The organism is Polaromonas sp. JS666 (genome assembly GCF_900103405.1).
Classification (GTDB): Bacteria; Pseudomonadota; Gammaproteobacteria; order Burkholderiales; family Burkholderiaceae_C; genus Polaromonas.
In genome coordinates this window covers 60021-73396 of sequence record NZ_FNHX01000008.1, presented here as the reverse complement: position 1 = coordinate 73396, position 13376 = coordinate 60021, and the positions used below count along the sequence as shown (strand labels likewise).

Here is a 13376-nt window from a genome sequence, read left to right as displayed (position 1 = left end):
AGTGTTTGGTGCCGGGATACTGTACAGCCGCGGCTAGAGGGATTGGGCAATGGCTCAGCCACAGCGCGCAAATCGGCTCTTCATCGTTTAATCGACCGGTGGAGGCTTTCGCGCCCCATCGCCGCCACGCAAGAGGATTCGATACACGATGATGAATCCGATGACATCGCAATTTGAATCCACCACTCATTGCATCACCTTACCGCGTCTTAAGCTAAGATTTGCTAGCCCGCCACCCGCGGGACGGGAGTGCATGGTATTGATGCCAATGCGCGACCTGATTGCGGCCGCCAATCATCGCTGGTTTCACGGTATATCTCCTGTAAAGTCAACTACAACTGAAAACATGCAGACCTCACCCGAACAGGTACCGCAAAGCGTCAGCCAAGCCGCCTTTTGGGTGCATCCATGGGAAGTGCCTCCCGCGCCAGAGCACGGCCGCTTTAAAACCCATGCGTATTGTCTTCGACAGTTGGCACCGCTTTTTTTCGGCCAGCCGGGTCGAATCCAGCAAGCGCGCGCTCGCGCGCACTTCCGGCGGGCAGAAGCAAACTCCGCCTGGAACAGGGACAAAATAGTCACAACGGCAAGGACCACAGTGGAGCGTGAGCGCCTGGGCAAAATTCAATCTCAAAGGAATCCCTCGGAGGAAAGGAGAGATAGCGCGTGAACATACTTGGTCTTGGTGATTGGTGGCTACGAAAAACCGGACGCGCTCGTTTGCGGGAGTCCGAACGCGTCCTCATCTGCAATGAGGCTCTGCTGAAGAAAAAACACCTTCTTGTTGGCATTACCCGGGTCCGAAACGAATCCTTGATTTTGCGCGATACGCTTGATCACCTTGGCACGCAAGTTGATGCGATTGTTGCGTATGACGACGCAAGCACTGATGAAACGCTGGAGATTCTTCAGAATCATCCAAAAGTGGCGATAGTCATTGCAAATTCCCGATGGGAAGGTGATGTTGCCGCGCGTCCTTCGACCGAGACGAGGGATAGAGAACTGGCGCTTCAGGTTGCGCGTTCACGGTTGAATTTCGAGTGGGCTCTTTGCTTCGACGCCGACGAGCGCTTGGTTGGAAATATCCGCGAATTTCTTGGCAGCCCTTCAGCTGCTCAATGCGATGGGATTCGCGTCCAGCTGTTTGACGCCTATATGACGCCCGATGACCATGCGCCGTTTATGCCGGGGCAAAGTTTGCTCGGCTCCCGGAAATTTTTCGGTCCTGAAAGAAGGGATATCCTGATGTTGTGGAGAAATTCCCCGCGCGTTCATTTCGAGGGGCAAATTGCGCGGGAACCAACGGGGATAGATCGAATAATCACCGACTTCCATTGCCAGCATTACGGCAAGGCAATCTCGCTTGCGCAGTGGGAGGAGACCTGTGACTATTACATCAAGTATTTCCCTTTTGAAACCTATGGGCAAAAATGGTTGGCCCGCAAGGGCCAAGCCATTCATACTCAATCGGATTTCTCCAGGCCGCTGTTTGAGTGGGGTGAGGTGCTTTTTAGCAATGCGGTCGTGATCCATTGAGGCCCTCCTGAATCAACCATCGATAGAAATACACGCCATTTCCCAAGTGGACTCCATGCAACTTCGACGCGCGCTAATTGCCACGCATCATTTGGCCAGATACGCGGGCTCGGAAGTATTCACTCTAGAGCTTGCTGTGGAGTTCCGGGAAATGGGATGGGAAGTTTGCGTTGCAACCCTGCTACCTGGTGCGCCCATGGTCTTCGAGTTTGAAAAGCAGGGCTTTCAAGTTATCGATATGCTGGCCGAGCCGTTGGCCATCGGCAACGCCAGGTTTGACCTAGTATGGGTACACCATGCGCCCGTTCTGTATGAGCTCTTGATCCGCGGAGTGGAAGCAGCCACAGTTGTCTTCTGTAGCCTCTCCCATTTTGAGCCTCTAGAAGCGATGCCCGACTACAGAGAACCTGTCGATCTGTTCCTGGTCCACTCCATTGAAAACAAGAACCACATCGTCAATGCCTCTGGATTGAGAGAGGATCAAGTGCTCGTCTTCGCTAACGCAGTACCCGGTAACTACTGGGCGGACAGCAAGAAATTTCACAGTCCGGTACTGAAGTGCATGGCTATCATCAGCAACCATCCTCCGCCGGAAGTTCTGCAGGCGGCAAAAATCTTCAAGCAGAACGGGGTCGAGGTTGTGCACGTTGGGACTGGCGGCACCGAGGCTTTGATCAGCGCCAAGCTCTTGCGAAACTATGACGCAGTGCTCACTATCGGAAAAACCGTCCCTTATTGCCTCGCCCTGAAGGTTCCCGTCTATTGTTACGATCACTTTGGCGGACCGGGCTGGCTCGACGAGGGCAACTTCGACCTCGCCGGCCAAAATAATTTCTCCGGCCGCGGCTTCTTGAAAAAGAAACCGGAGACCATTGCCCGCGAGATGACTGACGGGTATGCGGGCGCCCTCGGCCGGTTGGATGCGCACGCGAGCCGGGCGGCAAACTCGCTCCACCTGCGCCGGAACCTGGAGCATCTTCTGGCGCAGCGCAGCGATTTCCCCATCAGAAAGCTGCGTATTCCCGATGCCATACCAGCTTTAAAACAGCACGCCCAGTACGTCCGTTTGGTGAAAGTGTTACGCGGCCGCGAGTCGGAAATAGAAGGCCTTCGCAAGGAAGTTTTGCGCGTCAAATCGAGTTTCGGGTGGCGGCTGGCCTCGCCATTTCGCGTTGTCCACAATTTTTTTCGCCATATAAAGTCCAGCAGACAGAAGCCCGGCCCCACCAACGCTGACCCATGAAAAGCATCACGCTTTGCTGCGTCGATTGTGTGAACCAGCCCTTGGCAGTTCGTGCCTTGCGGCTGTCCATGTCCGCGCTTCCGTTCGCGGAAACGCTGCTCCTGACCAGCGGATTTCACGATTTGCCTGATTTGCGCGTGGAACGCATACCTCCACTTCAAAGTCACGCCGAATACTCCCACTTTGTGGCCAAGACGCTTGTTGACCACGTACACACTTCACATGTCCTCCTCGTGCAATGGGACGGCTACGTCATTAATCCATCCGCCTGGACGGACGAGTTCCTTCAGTACGATTACATAGGTGCAACCTGGGAATTCCAGAAGGACGCCTATCGGGTGGGCAATGGCGGCTTTTCGCTGCGATCGAAACGCTTGCTGGAAGCCCTCCGTGATCCGGAAATCGTAGAAACGCATCCCGAAGATGTGGTCATTTGCCGCCAATACCGCCCGTTGCTGGAACAACGCTACGGTATTCGATTTGCGCCTGAAGCGGTGGCGGAACGCTTTTCCTTCGAATCCACAACACCCAAAAGTGTCCCCTTCGGTTTTCATGCCCTGTACAACATGGGGACGTGCGTGAAGCACGAAGAGTTTCATGACTTTCTGGCGCTGTTGACGCCTGACATCCTGCGGTCGAGTCAATGCCTGCAGTTTGCGAAGAACCTTTTGGCAAAAGGCAGAAGAGAGGATGCAGTCGCAGTTTTTCGGCGCCGGCTACAGGCTTTTTCCGAAAATGCATCCACGCTTTCCCCTTTGAGACTGGCGAACGCCTTGCCAGCGAGAGTGATCGCCGCGATCCTCGGGGAATCAGGTTTTATTTTATTCCTGCGCTCCACTTTCCGGCGTCTGACTCGAATTCGGGGCTTCATACGCAGGAGTGAGCCGTGAGAATCCAGACTAAATGACAGCCGTCCCGCACAAGAAAATGAAACTCGGGATCATCAACGAATCCAGTCTCGTCCTGTCCGACCCGGGCAGCCAGAGCTGGGTAATTCACAGCTTCACAATCTCCAGAAGCGCTCTTTCCTTTTCGGAAATCTTTGATTCGGCCTTTGGAACTCCCGCCCGGTATGTGCAGGAGATGTTTGTGCGACTCTGTTCGCTGGAAGAGCCCGGCCAGGAAACCCCCAAGTTCATATTCAACCCCTTATTCAGGATAAATCAGCTAAATATTGCATTGGTTTTGGATGCATTGCGAAAGGTCGCATCAACCCACGAGATGGCCGTACTCAGCGATGACCGGGGCTTGCCTACTGGCTACTTGCTTCCCGCTTCTCTGACGAGCAAGGATTCCCGTTTCCTGGCGTTGCTTTCCACCGTGAACAGCACGACAGACGCTGAACTGCTGCAACGAGCGTATTTTGCAGCTACCCCGGACATCCCGCTCAACCGCGTCTCTCTACGGTGGTGCGACCACAACGGCTTCCAGTTTGAGGGAAATCGATCCATCTACCACTGGGTGGCCGACAGAGCCGTAAGGATACTGGCTTCTCGCGTCAAGGCGAGTGATCACCATGAAGCCGAACGCCAAAGGGACGACATTCCGTTTACCGCCGTCATGCCCTACCACGCCGGGGATTTGCTGTTTTTCAGCATCGCATTCAAGCACATCAGATCACCCGTATCTCGCATCGTCATTAACAGAGCCTATGAAGACATAGTCGCCGACAATGCGCCCGAACTGGCAGTGCTGCCGATAGATCTGCCCGTGCCTAATCGAGGCGAGGACTTCAAGCGCGGCAATGTAACTTCCGACCCTACTTATTTCGAACACTTCTGCAATCAGTTGCCCGAGGATAGCTTTTATGGCTATTACCGGTCCTCCAGAACTTACAACGTCACAAAATTCCATCTTATTGATCAATACATTTTTGGTCTGGGTGAAGGCCTTCGCTCACGCGCGGAGCTACTGGTTCCCCGGAAATCGGGGCCTGACCTTTTCGTGCCCAAGCCCTCCGGCGGCCCTCACAAAATCCTGCTTCACTTTGATGGCGGCTGGCCACTGAAAATCTACGCTGAAGACCAGCAAGAGCAGTTGATTGATTTGCTTTGCGCCAAAGGATATTCGGTCACGGTTCTTGCGTCGACGCAGTACGACCATCCCAAGTGCCGGATCACAACATTCAAGGACTACGGGCATTTCGTCGGATTGCTTCGCACTCATCACCTTCTGGTGGGAATGGATTCTTTTCCCGTGCACTATGCCGTTCACGTTCTGGGGCTTCCCACCATCTGTTTGTTCGCCAACACACGACCCGAAAACTCAAACGCGCGGCCAGCACAAAATTACCTGTCCCTGGAGAAAGGCCTGAGTTGCCGCCCCTGCGCCGCCATCTTGCGCTGCCCCTTGTATGGAGGCTCGCACTGCCGGAATTTTGTAGCCCCCGAAACCGTCATCACGGAGGTGGAACGCATGCTGGAAGCCGTGACGACCGGGCGAACCGCACCGCACGCGGATCCGGTAACTTCGCTCAGCGCCGTCAACACCTTTGATCCACAAGTAAAAAAGTCATCCTCCAAGCCAAAATTCATTTCGTTCAAATACCTGGGACTCAAGTCGGCTCTTATTTGGCCTGTTCTGCCCTATAGCAGCTATCTATTGCGGCTCTACGAAGAATTCTTCGCCGTCGTCAGGTCCGATGGCCTCCTGCTGGCGATGCTTCGCACCTTGCGCTTTTTACGCAGTTTCTTGCGCCGCTAGGCGCACCTTTTTCCGACGTGGCTCTTTACCACCCCCTGGGCCTTGTCTCCTCAAGAATGAGGGCTTGGGGCGGTGCGTTCAGCACTTTGTTTTGAGCCAGCAACAGAATGTGATGCGGCCGTATCTCTTCTGCAGCGTGAACCGTCATCCCAATGTGCTCCACGAGCTCACGCGCAAGGCGCACATCGAACACATGATGGTGCAAGCAACGGTTTTCCACATTGCGCAGGGAGCGCACCTTGAAGGCCTTCATATCACCCGCATCGGGATCGCGCTTCAGATCGTGCAGCGCCAGAATCTCCTCCAAATGCGTCAGGTCATCCTCTCCCCTTCCGGCCTTGAAGTCATCTATCAGGTGCGCCAGCGTGGTCACCGGCCGGCGATGGTCAAAGGTATAACGCCTGTCGGGCAGCAAAAGCACCAGGGTCCCGTGGTCGGTCAACAAGCGCTTCCACTCCAGCAGGGCTAGTATGGGGTTGGCGGTGTGTTCCAGCATGTGCGAAGACAGCACAAAATCATAAGCGGCAGATGGGAGCTGACCCAGCGCCGTTGTCTCGGCGAGGTACTGCTGGCCGGCGGGCTTTGCCGGATCAAACACAAAGGTTTTCCCCTGCTGGAGACTCCCCTCCCACACCGTGCTTGCGCCGAAATTGCAGTTGTCGAGATTTCCAACCATGGGGTAGACAGGAAAGACGCCTCTTCGTGAAAAGGCCTGGCTGGGTCCGCCAATCTCGATTCCGCATTTGCCTATAAACCTGTCCTGGTAAGTCGGCAGCAGCGCGGATGGTTTCGCCAGCAAGCCGCGCCCACGAACTATGGCCGCACGCACAAGGCCCCTGATTCCGCGCGATTGCAGTATGTGAATGGCTCTTCGAATCATCGCGTTACTACCGAGAGTTCAGGGCTGGAATCGGGATGGGTTGGCGACCAAAACAGGCGTTGAATGAATTCAGGATATGCCGGAGCGAGGTCGCAGCACTGGCTCCCTCGTGCAGGGGCCCATGCGCCCGCGCAAGCCGTCCGCGACGCCACCCGCGAATGCGCGGACTTTGGCAAAGCCTTGCTTCTCCAGAAGAGCCATGCCCCCAAGCCCCAGCAGCAGGCGCGCCAGCCGCCGCAGGCACCACTCGGGCTCTCGTCGCCAATAGGTCATCACGGTGACCACCGTATTGCGGGCGATGTAGTACTTGCGCACCGGCGGATGATTCGGAAGTATGCCCAACAAGGGAAGGCGCACCCCGCCGGACTCGCCGACGCTATGCGTCATGACGGGCTTGCGGCTGATGACCACTTGATGGCCATGCGCCTGGGCTCGCAAGCAGAACTCGTGATCCACCTGGTCGATGAAATAGTCTTCCCGGAATCCTCCCATTGCCAGCGCAAGACGCACATCAACCAGGCATCCGGAGGTAATGACTGTTTTTCGCACCAGGAAGGCCCCAGCCTCCCCGACCGCCACTTCGGGGCGCTTGCTCCTTGGGTCCAGGTAGTTCCCCCCGACGACTGCCGGCGTCGGCGTGCATGCTACGGACACGCCAAGAAGCGTGCTCACCATATCCGGAAAGCACTGGGTATCCTGGTCCAGCGTCAGCGCCCATGTGCATCCGGCATCCAAGGCGTGGTGAAGGCCCTGGTTGAGCGCGGCTGAAATGCCTAGATTGGCCCGGTTTGAAACCAGATGGATTTTTGCTGCGTCCCCCGGTAAGTCCAGCCGGCGCACGACGCCTTCCGCCGGCGTGTTGTCGACCACGACTACACGCGCCACCTGGGGCAACAGGCTACGAAGCCGTGTTTTGAATTCCTCGTCGGGGTAATAGGCGACGACAATCGCGCACACCAGGCCCAGGGACGCGCCGCAAGCGCCTTCCTGCAAAGAAACTGCCTCTGCCCCGGCGCGCGACACGGCGCTCCCGTCCGTGTGTGATTTCACGGCTGATCCAATAGCCATTGCCAGCTCCCGTGAACCCCTTCTTCAAGGGGAATGCAAGGCGCCCAGGACAGGCGGGTTTCCAGCCGCGAAATATCCAGCACGATATTGCGCACATCCACCGTGCGGGCCGGGCGATAGGTTCTCTTTACCTCGCGCCCGCCGACGCTCTCCACAATGCGCAGCACCTCATTGACGCTATGCCCTTTGCCGCTGCCAAGGTTGTAAGTTCCGCTGTCTTCCGGCAGAGACACCAGACGCGCGCACGCCTCGGCGACGTCGTCGACGTGAATGAAGTCGCGCACACTCTCACCGTCGCCCCAGATTTCCATTTCCGTGCCTAGCCTTGCATGCTCAAGCACGGTGCGCACCAAGCCAAAGCCGCTTTTCACCGTTTGTCCGGGGCCATAGGCATTCGAAGGGCGAAGGATAGTGACGGCATGGCCGCGAGCCCGTAACGCGCCGCAAAAAAGCTCTTGTGAGGCCTTGCTCGCCCCGTGGTTGGAAAGTGGCGCGATAGCACTGCCCTCCGTCACGGGCAGGCTCCGGGGGTTGCCGTACACCGTTCCTCCCGATGAAAAGAAGATCAGGTGTGTCTGCGGCTGGTTTTTCAGCGAGTCCAGCAGGCGCAGGGTCAAGGCGAGATTGCCCAGTTCCAGGCCGGGGCTGGCAGCGGACACGCCCGGCGTGGTGGAGCAGGCAAGGTGCACCACCGTGCCGCATTGGGGCAGCACCTGCTCAAGCTGCGCCTCCTGCTGGCGGCCGAGGATATGCACAGTCCTCTTCTCATCGTGCAGGCGCCTGGCCAGGGCACTACCGATAAAGCCCGCACCGCCCAGCAGCAATACGTCGTCGCGCCTCACGCGCTGCGCTCCAGAAGATTCTGGTAGGCAGCCACATAACGGCCGGCGCAGCCGTCCCAGGTGCCTATCGTGTCCTTGATCCATCCTCGAGCCGCTTGCCCTGTGGCCTGGTTATGCACAGGGTCCTCCAGCCATTCCAGGCCCTGGGACAGCTCGTCACGGCCGGCCGCAAGCCAACCCGTGACGCGGTGTTGCACCATGTCGCGGTGCGCCGGCAAGTCGGACGCAAGAACCGGCAGGCCCGACGCCATGGCTTCCAGCATCACTTGCGGCCGCCCCTCGTCGTGGCGGCTGAGGGTGATCAATCCGCAGGCCTGGGGAAACCAGTTTTCAAGCAAATCGGCCGGATGCGTCGGGCCGTGGTAGCGCACCCAGGAGGGAAGTTCGAGCGTCTCCTGCATGGGACCGAACAAGTGCAACTGCCGTTCATTACCAAAAACGCCCTCGCCCCAGGCGAACAGGTCGCCGATCTTGTCCCGGGTCAGCCGGGTCACCGCCAGCCATTGCCGCGCGCTGCCTGCCGCAGGCCGGCGCACCACCTCAAACCAGGGGTCATCCACCCCAAAGGCAATCGGACGGATTTCGGCAAGGTCGCCAAAGGCCTGCTCCAGCGCCGGCCGCATCCACTCCGCATTGGGCGCCAGGATCGCGCGGCGTTGCCGCAACACGGCGCGTAACAAGGCCTTCATGCCGGGCAAGCGCAGCAGGCCAAAATCGCTGCCAAGTACCGTGATCAACGCCGGCGTTGTCGTGCCCCACAAAGGCAGGGCATTCTGAAGCCAGTTGACGTGAACGACGTCGGCCGGTTGGCGGCGATAGGCACGGCCCAGGCGCGCCAGCAGGGCCAGAATGGTTCCGGCGGCCAGCGCCTTGCGGGTGCGCAGCAGATGGGCGATACCGCCTTGTTTCGACAGGCGTGCGAGCCAGAGCGCATCCGCCGGTGTCGTCGCGGCAGCCACATGGGCTGGCAGCTCTCCCGGTGGTGCCCACAGCGAAAGACGAACGTCACCGCGCCGTGCCAGCGCGCCGGCCTGGTTGGCAATGAAACGGCCGCGCCAGTCCTGCGGGCTTTCCGGGTAGGAGGTGCTGCTCATCAGAATGTTCAAACCATGACTTTCTAGATCGATGGGAGCCAGCCAATATTGTTTAACGGTGCGGGCATCAGGTGCCGGGGCATCCCACGGCCATGCTATTCACTTTCGCGGTCGCTGGTATCAATATTCTTGTAATGCAATGCGGAGATTTGCTCGGAGACGATACCTATCAGAAACGTGAAAACCGCCGAGATGAACAGCAGCGCACTCATGTTGGTGAACCGGCCGGCCGTCATATAGGTGTACAGATAGTAAGCAAGCCCCGTCAGGAAGAAGCCCGCGCTGATCGGGAGAAAAAGCTTTTGCGGTGAAAAAAGCGTACCGATCTTGATGATGATCAGCAGAAAACGCAAACCGTCGCGCAGCGGATGGATATGGCTGGCGCCGCTGCTCCTGCGCGGCGAATGGATGGGCACATAGGCCACGCCATAGCCGGCGCGGAAGAAGCTCATGGTGATCGTTGTCGGATACGAAAAGCCGTTGGGCAGCAAGTAGAGGAACTGGCGAAACTTGGCCGCACGAACCACCCTGAATCCCGAGGTAAGGTCGGCAATCGGCTGCATCACCATCCAGCTCGCGAAACGGCTGAAAATGTCGTTGGCGGCCGCGCGATGCAAGCCGGCCTGGGAGCCGGCCTGCCGCGCGCCCACCACCATGTCGTAGCCCTTGTTGAATTCCTCGAGCAGGCTGGGAATGTCTTCGGGCTTGTGCTGGCCGTCGGCATCCATGAAAACAATCACCTCCCCAAGCGCTGCCCGGGCGCCGGTCTTGATGGCCGCGCCATTACCTTTGGCGTAAGGGTGCCGCAGGTGTTTAACGCGGTGTCCGGCGCACACTGCGGGCGTGTCATCGGTGGAGCCGTCATCAACCACCAGCACCTCCGCCTCAGGGGCCGCGGCCAGGATGCGAGGCAGGAGATCCCGCAAGCCCGTCGCCTCGTTTCTGGCGGGAAGGACAATAGAGAGTGGGACGGTATGGGGCATTGTCAGGCGACCGGTTGGTGTCAACGTGCCGTCATGTTAAGCGCAGTGAGCATGTCATCGAGTGTCTTTCGCTCTTCGGCCGAAAAATACTCCGTCCGCAATGCCAGAAGCAGTTGCCGGGCCTGCGCCAGCTCCCCGGAGAGCATGAGGAGCTGTGCCCATTTGAGGCGATTGCTGGGGTTGAACGGATACAACGCCAGTGATTGCCCCAAGGCGCTTCGCGCTGCCGCAAGGTCGCGCTCACGCAGCCACAAATAGTCGGCGTGCCATGAGTACAACATTGCCTTGACTGCCGGCGACGCCCCGGGGTTGGCCAGCGCGGCGGCAAACACCGCGTCCATCTCCGGCCTGGCAAGGCAGACCGAGCCGGCAATCGACATCTCTTTCATGTTGTAAAGCACGCCTGTATCGCCCGGCGCAAAAGGCGTATCCCGCAGCCGTCGCGTCAGTTCCTCGATGTCCGCCTGTTTTGCCGGCATCCCCGCCTTGCAGTTCAGGTGGATCAGCCCCAGCCAGTTCATCTTGAGATTCGGGTCGAGCTTGCCGGCCAGCTCGTAACGCGTGCGGGCCAAAGCATAGGTGGGCGAATCTCGCAAGGCCGCATCCGGCAGTCCCGCCAGCGAGATTCCGGCCTCGTGCTGGGCGCGGGCCGATGCCGGATGGTTTCGGGCTTCGACCTGGGCACGCCGCAATTTGTCGCCGAACTGGTGCGCGCGCAGGGCCGTGACAAGGGAAAAGTAGCCCACCATCGCCGCCGCGAGCGCGACGCCTATCGTCCTGTGCGTCCCCTTGCGTTCCAGCGCAAGCATCAGAGGCCACCCTGCCGCCAGAAAGATCCCCAGGACAGGCAAGTAGTTGCGGTGCTCGTGTACGAGCTCCAGGGGCAACACCGTGGATTCCAGAGCATGCCCGGCCAGGAACCACAAGATACCGAAGGCCACAAGCGGTGCGCGCGTGCGCGTTCGCCATGCGAGCAAGGCCAGGCCCGCCAGCCCCAGCAAGGCCGGCAGCGTCGTCCACGGGGAAAACAGACTACGGGACACCACAAAATCGTCGTGGTACAGGGCAAACGCCTTGAGGTCCGGAATAACAGCCAGGTCAAGGTAAAACCAGAGCACCCGGCCCTCCGTCAGCAGGCGCTCCGTCAACGAAAACGGGCGCAACTGGTAGCCGGCCCACAGCCACTGCGCGCGCGTGGAGAACGCATAGGCCAAGCCGGCCACCAGGAAAAAGGCCGTCAACCCCATCAAACCGCGCGCAAAACCATCAAGGCGGCCAAATGAATTCTTGCGCACCACCAGTTCCCAGGCAAGCACGAACACAGGAAACAGCAAGCCACTTTCCTTGCTGAGGCAAGAAAGCGGCCATAGAACACCCCATGCCAGCAGCAGCCATGCGACGGCAGCCCGACCCTCACTTTCCCGCCCACGAATATGCAGCAGCAGCGCGGCGAGCAGAAAGAGGGCCGACAAGCTGGTCATGCGCTGCACAACGTGCAGAACCGGGAGCAGCTGGATGGGATGGAACAGCCACAGCGCGGTCACGGCGCCGGACGCGATCAAAAGCTTGTGCTGCCGGGCCGGCGGCCCCGCTGTGCCCAGCACGCGCCGTGTCAAGGCAAATACCAGCAAACCACAGGCAAAGTGAATGGCGAGATTGGTCGCCTTGAAAACAAAGGGATCGAATCCGCTGAAATAGTGGTTGAGCGCGAAGCTCAACTGGGCAACCGGCCTGCCCGACGGGCCGGCACCGCCACTGGCAAGGGCCTGGCGGATGGATTCCGGGGACAAGGTCTCGAGGCGCACACCCTGGGCGAGGGTGATGCTGGGTTCATCGTCAAAGAAGAAGTCGCCATACAAACCCGGCCAGTAGATGACAGCCAGCAACGCAGCGGCGAGAACAAGCGCGGCCGCAGCGAAGTATCGGGTTTGAATCATGCGCAAAAATGAAAAAAGCCCCTTGGCGATGCCAAGGGGCTTTGTATCCAATCAAACGATCAGAAGTCTTTGCACGAGCTTGGCAGGTACTTCTTGGGGATCGCATTGGCGGTGTTATCGGTACCGCAGGTCCAGGCGACGGTGCCTGTTTGGGTGTTACCTTCACCGCGCAGGATCATGGTCTTGCTGGCCGCAGCGGACAGTCCAGGATCGTTCGAAGACGTCACGATGATGTCGCCTTGGGTGGAGTTGTTGAACGAATAGACGACCGTCGCGACGTAGCGTGAAGTCTGGGATTGCACGCCCATCGATGCGTGATTCAGGTTCATCTTGGCTTTTTGCGAGAAGGTCTCGGAAACAGCCGTACGGCCCGACGATGCGGCCAGCACAACTTCAGAGACCTTGGCGCGGACCATGTAGTCCTGGTAAGCCGGCAGGGCCACCGCAGCCAAAATACCAATGATCGCAACCACGATCATCAATTCAATCAGGGTAAAACCCTGCTGGAGAGAACGCTTCATAAAAAGCTCCTTAAATGAAAAACAAACAAACACAGATAGCTGGCAGATTACAGCAGTTTCTGTGCCAGACCGGACTTAGCCCCTGAACTGGCGGCTCTGGCATGGGGAGCAAGCCAAAAGCCGGCTTACTTGTGGCGCTTCTTGTCAATTCAAGTCATGGGAAATGGCATTTTTGTCACCCCATCCTCCCCAAACCGAATTGGCGACGAGCCTCCGGGCTGTTTACCCAGTTCACCCAATATGCCGGATCAGCCATTTGGTCAGTTCATCCGTATAGTCCGGCGCAACACCGGCATCCTTGAGCTTCCATTTGAAGGCATTGCCAAGCTGAGCTTTTTTGTAGATATTTAGTTTGTGCTGCCTTTTGAAATGGTAGATCTGGTCCGCCATTTTTCCGAGCAACTTGGTGGACTTCTGCGCGAATGCCTTGTCCCCAATCTGATTGGCCGGGGGCATGCCCTCCAGGAAATACCGTGCGAGGGACTCGCCAAACGTCTTCGCTTCACGAGCGTCAAACCAACTCAATATCATGTGGCCTCCGGGTGCTTTTCACGATTGTGGCATTATAA

General features: G+C 58.3%; 12 protein-coding genes. 4 read left to right on the top strand and 8 right to left on the bottom strand.

The window, feature by feature from the left end; genetic code table 11:
* Positions 1-666: 666 nt before the first annotated feature.
* The 4 genes from BLQ85_RS18335 to BLQ85_RS18320 are packed head-to-tail and all read left to right on the top strand — an operon-like array spanning position 667 to position 5482.
* Positions 667-1536: a glycosyltransferase family 2 protein gene (locus tag BLQ85_RS18335; protein ID WP_254806477.1), complete on the top strand. Its 870-nt coding sequence runs from the start codon at positions 667-669 to the stop codon at positions 1534-1536.
* A 55-nt stretch (positions 1537-1591) separates the two neighbouring features.
* Positions 1592-2779, top strand: a complete 1188-nt coding sequence (locus tag BLQ85_RS18330; protein WP_139201053.1) for a glycosyltransferase family protein — start codon at positions 1592-1594, stop codon at positions 2777-2779.
* On the top strand, positions 2776-3669 hold the full coding sequence (locus tag BLQ85_RS18325) for a DUF5672 family protein (RefSeq protein WP_139201052.1): 894 nt from the start codon (positions 2776-2778) through the stop codon (positions 3667-3669). The genes BLQ85_RS18330 and BLQ85_RS18325 overlap by 4 nt, the downstream gene beginning before the upstream one ends.
* Before the next feature lie 13 nt (positions 3670-3682).
* On the top strand, positions 3683-5482 hold the full coding sequence (locus BLQ85_RS18320) for a glycosyltransferase family protein (protein ID WP_074579016.1): 1800 nt from the start codon (positions 3683-3685) through the stop codon (positions 5480-5482).
* A gap of 25 nt (positions 5483-5507) precedes the next feature.
* Here the strand turns inward: BLQ85_RS18320 and BLQ85_RS18315 are convergent, their stop codons facing one another.
* The 8 genes from BLQ85_RS18315 to BLQ85_RS18280 form a co-directional block, all read right to left on the bottom strand.
* Positions 5508-6158: a methyltransferase domain-containing protein gene (locus BLQ85_RS18315; RefSeq protein ID WP_254806476.1), complete on the bottom strand. Its 651-nt coding sequence runs from the start codon at positions 6156-6158 to the stop codon at positions 5508-5510.
* 273 nt (positions 6159-6431) lie between these two features.
* Entirely contained in the window at positions 6432-7412 is a 981-nt protein-coding gene (locus tag BLQ85_RS18310; protein WP_074579190.1) for a glycosyltransferase family 2 protein, read from the bottom strand.
* A complete protein-coding gene (locus tag BLQ85_RS18305) occupies positions 7409-8272 on the bottom strand; it encodes an NAD-dependent epimerase/dehydratase family protein (protein ID WP_074579012.1) in 864 nt (287 codons plus the stop codon). Before BLQ85_RS18305 ends, BLQ85_RS18310 begins: the two co-directional genes overlap by 4 nt.
* The gene (locus tag BLQ85_RS18300) at positions 8269-9366 is read right to left on the bottom strand and encodes a glycosyltransferase family 4 protein (protein ID WP_074579010.1); all 1098 of its coding nucleotides are present in this window, start codon (positions 9364-9366) and stop codon (positions 8269-8271) included. The genes BLQ85_RS18305 and BLQ85_RS18300 overlap by 4 nt, the downstream gene beginning before the upstream one ends.
* A 95-nt stretch (positions 9367-9461) precedes the next feature.
* Complete coding sequence (locus BLQ85_RS18295; RefSeq protein ID WP_074579008.1) at positions 9462-10349, bottom strand: glycosyltransferase family 2 protein; 888 nt, start codon at positions 10347-10349, stop codon at positions 9462-9464.
* A 20-nt stretch (positions 10350-10369) separates the two neighbouring features.
* Complete coding sequence (locus BLQ85_RS18290; RefSeq protein WP_254806475.1) at positions 10370-12337, bottom strand: tetratricopeptide repeat protein; 1968 nt, start codon at positions 12335-12337, stop codon at positions 10370-10372.
* An 8-nt stretch (positions 12338-12345) separates the two neighbouring features.
* Positions 12346-12807 (bottom strand): pilin, encoded by a 462-nt coding sequence (locus BLQ85_RS18285; protein WP_074579004.1) that lies wholly within the window; start codon positions 12805-12807, stop codon positions 12346-12348.
* 231 nt (positions 12808-13038) lie between these two features.
* The gene (locus BLQ85_RS18280) at positions 13039-13338 is read right to left on the bottom strand and encodes a hypothetical protein (RefSeq protein ID WP_074579002.1); all 300 of its coding nucleotides are present in this window, start codon (positions 13336-13338) and stop codon (positions 13039-13041) included.
* Between the last annotated feature and the right edge of the window lie 38 nt (positions 13339-13376).

Excerpts from the sequence above, each read along its gene's own strand:
- BLQ85_RS18330 (WP_139201053.1), top strand. The coding sequence starts at position 1,592 with ATGCAACTTCGACGCGCGCTAATTGCCACGCATCATTTGGCCAGATAC.
- BLQ85_RS18325 (WP_139201052.1), top strand. The coding sequence starts at position 2,776 with ATGAAAAGCATCACGCTTTGCTGCGTCGATTGTGTGAACCAGCCCTTG.
- BLQ85_RS18320 (WP_074579016.1), top strand. The coding sequence starts at position 3,683 with ATGACAGCCGTCCCGCACAAGAAAATGAAACTCGGGATCATCAACGAA.
- BLQ85_RS18315 (WP_254806476.1), bottom strand. The coding sequence starts at position 6,158 with ATGGTTGGAAATCTCGACAACTGCAATTTCGGCGCAAGCACGGTGTGG.
- BLQ85_RS18300 (WP_074579010.1), bottom strand. The coding sequence starts at position 9,366 with ATGAGCAGCACCTCCTACCCGGAAAGCCCGCAGGACTGGCGCGGCCGT.
- BLQ85_RS18295 (WP_074579008.1), bottom strand. The coding sequence starts at position 10,349 with ATGCCCCATACCGTCCCACTCTCTATTGTCCTTCCCGCCAGAAACGAG.
- BLQ85_RS18285 (WP_074579004.1), bottom strand. The coding sequence starts at position 12,807 with ATGAAGCGTTCTCTCCAGCAGGGTTTTACCCTGATTGAATTGATGATC.
- BLQ85_RS18280 (WP_074579002.1), bottom strand. The coding sequence starts at position 13,338 with ATGATATTGAGTTGGTTTGACGCTCGTGAAGCGAAGACGTTTGGCGAG.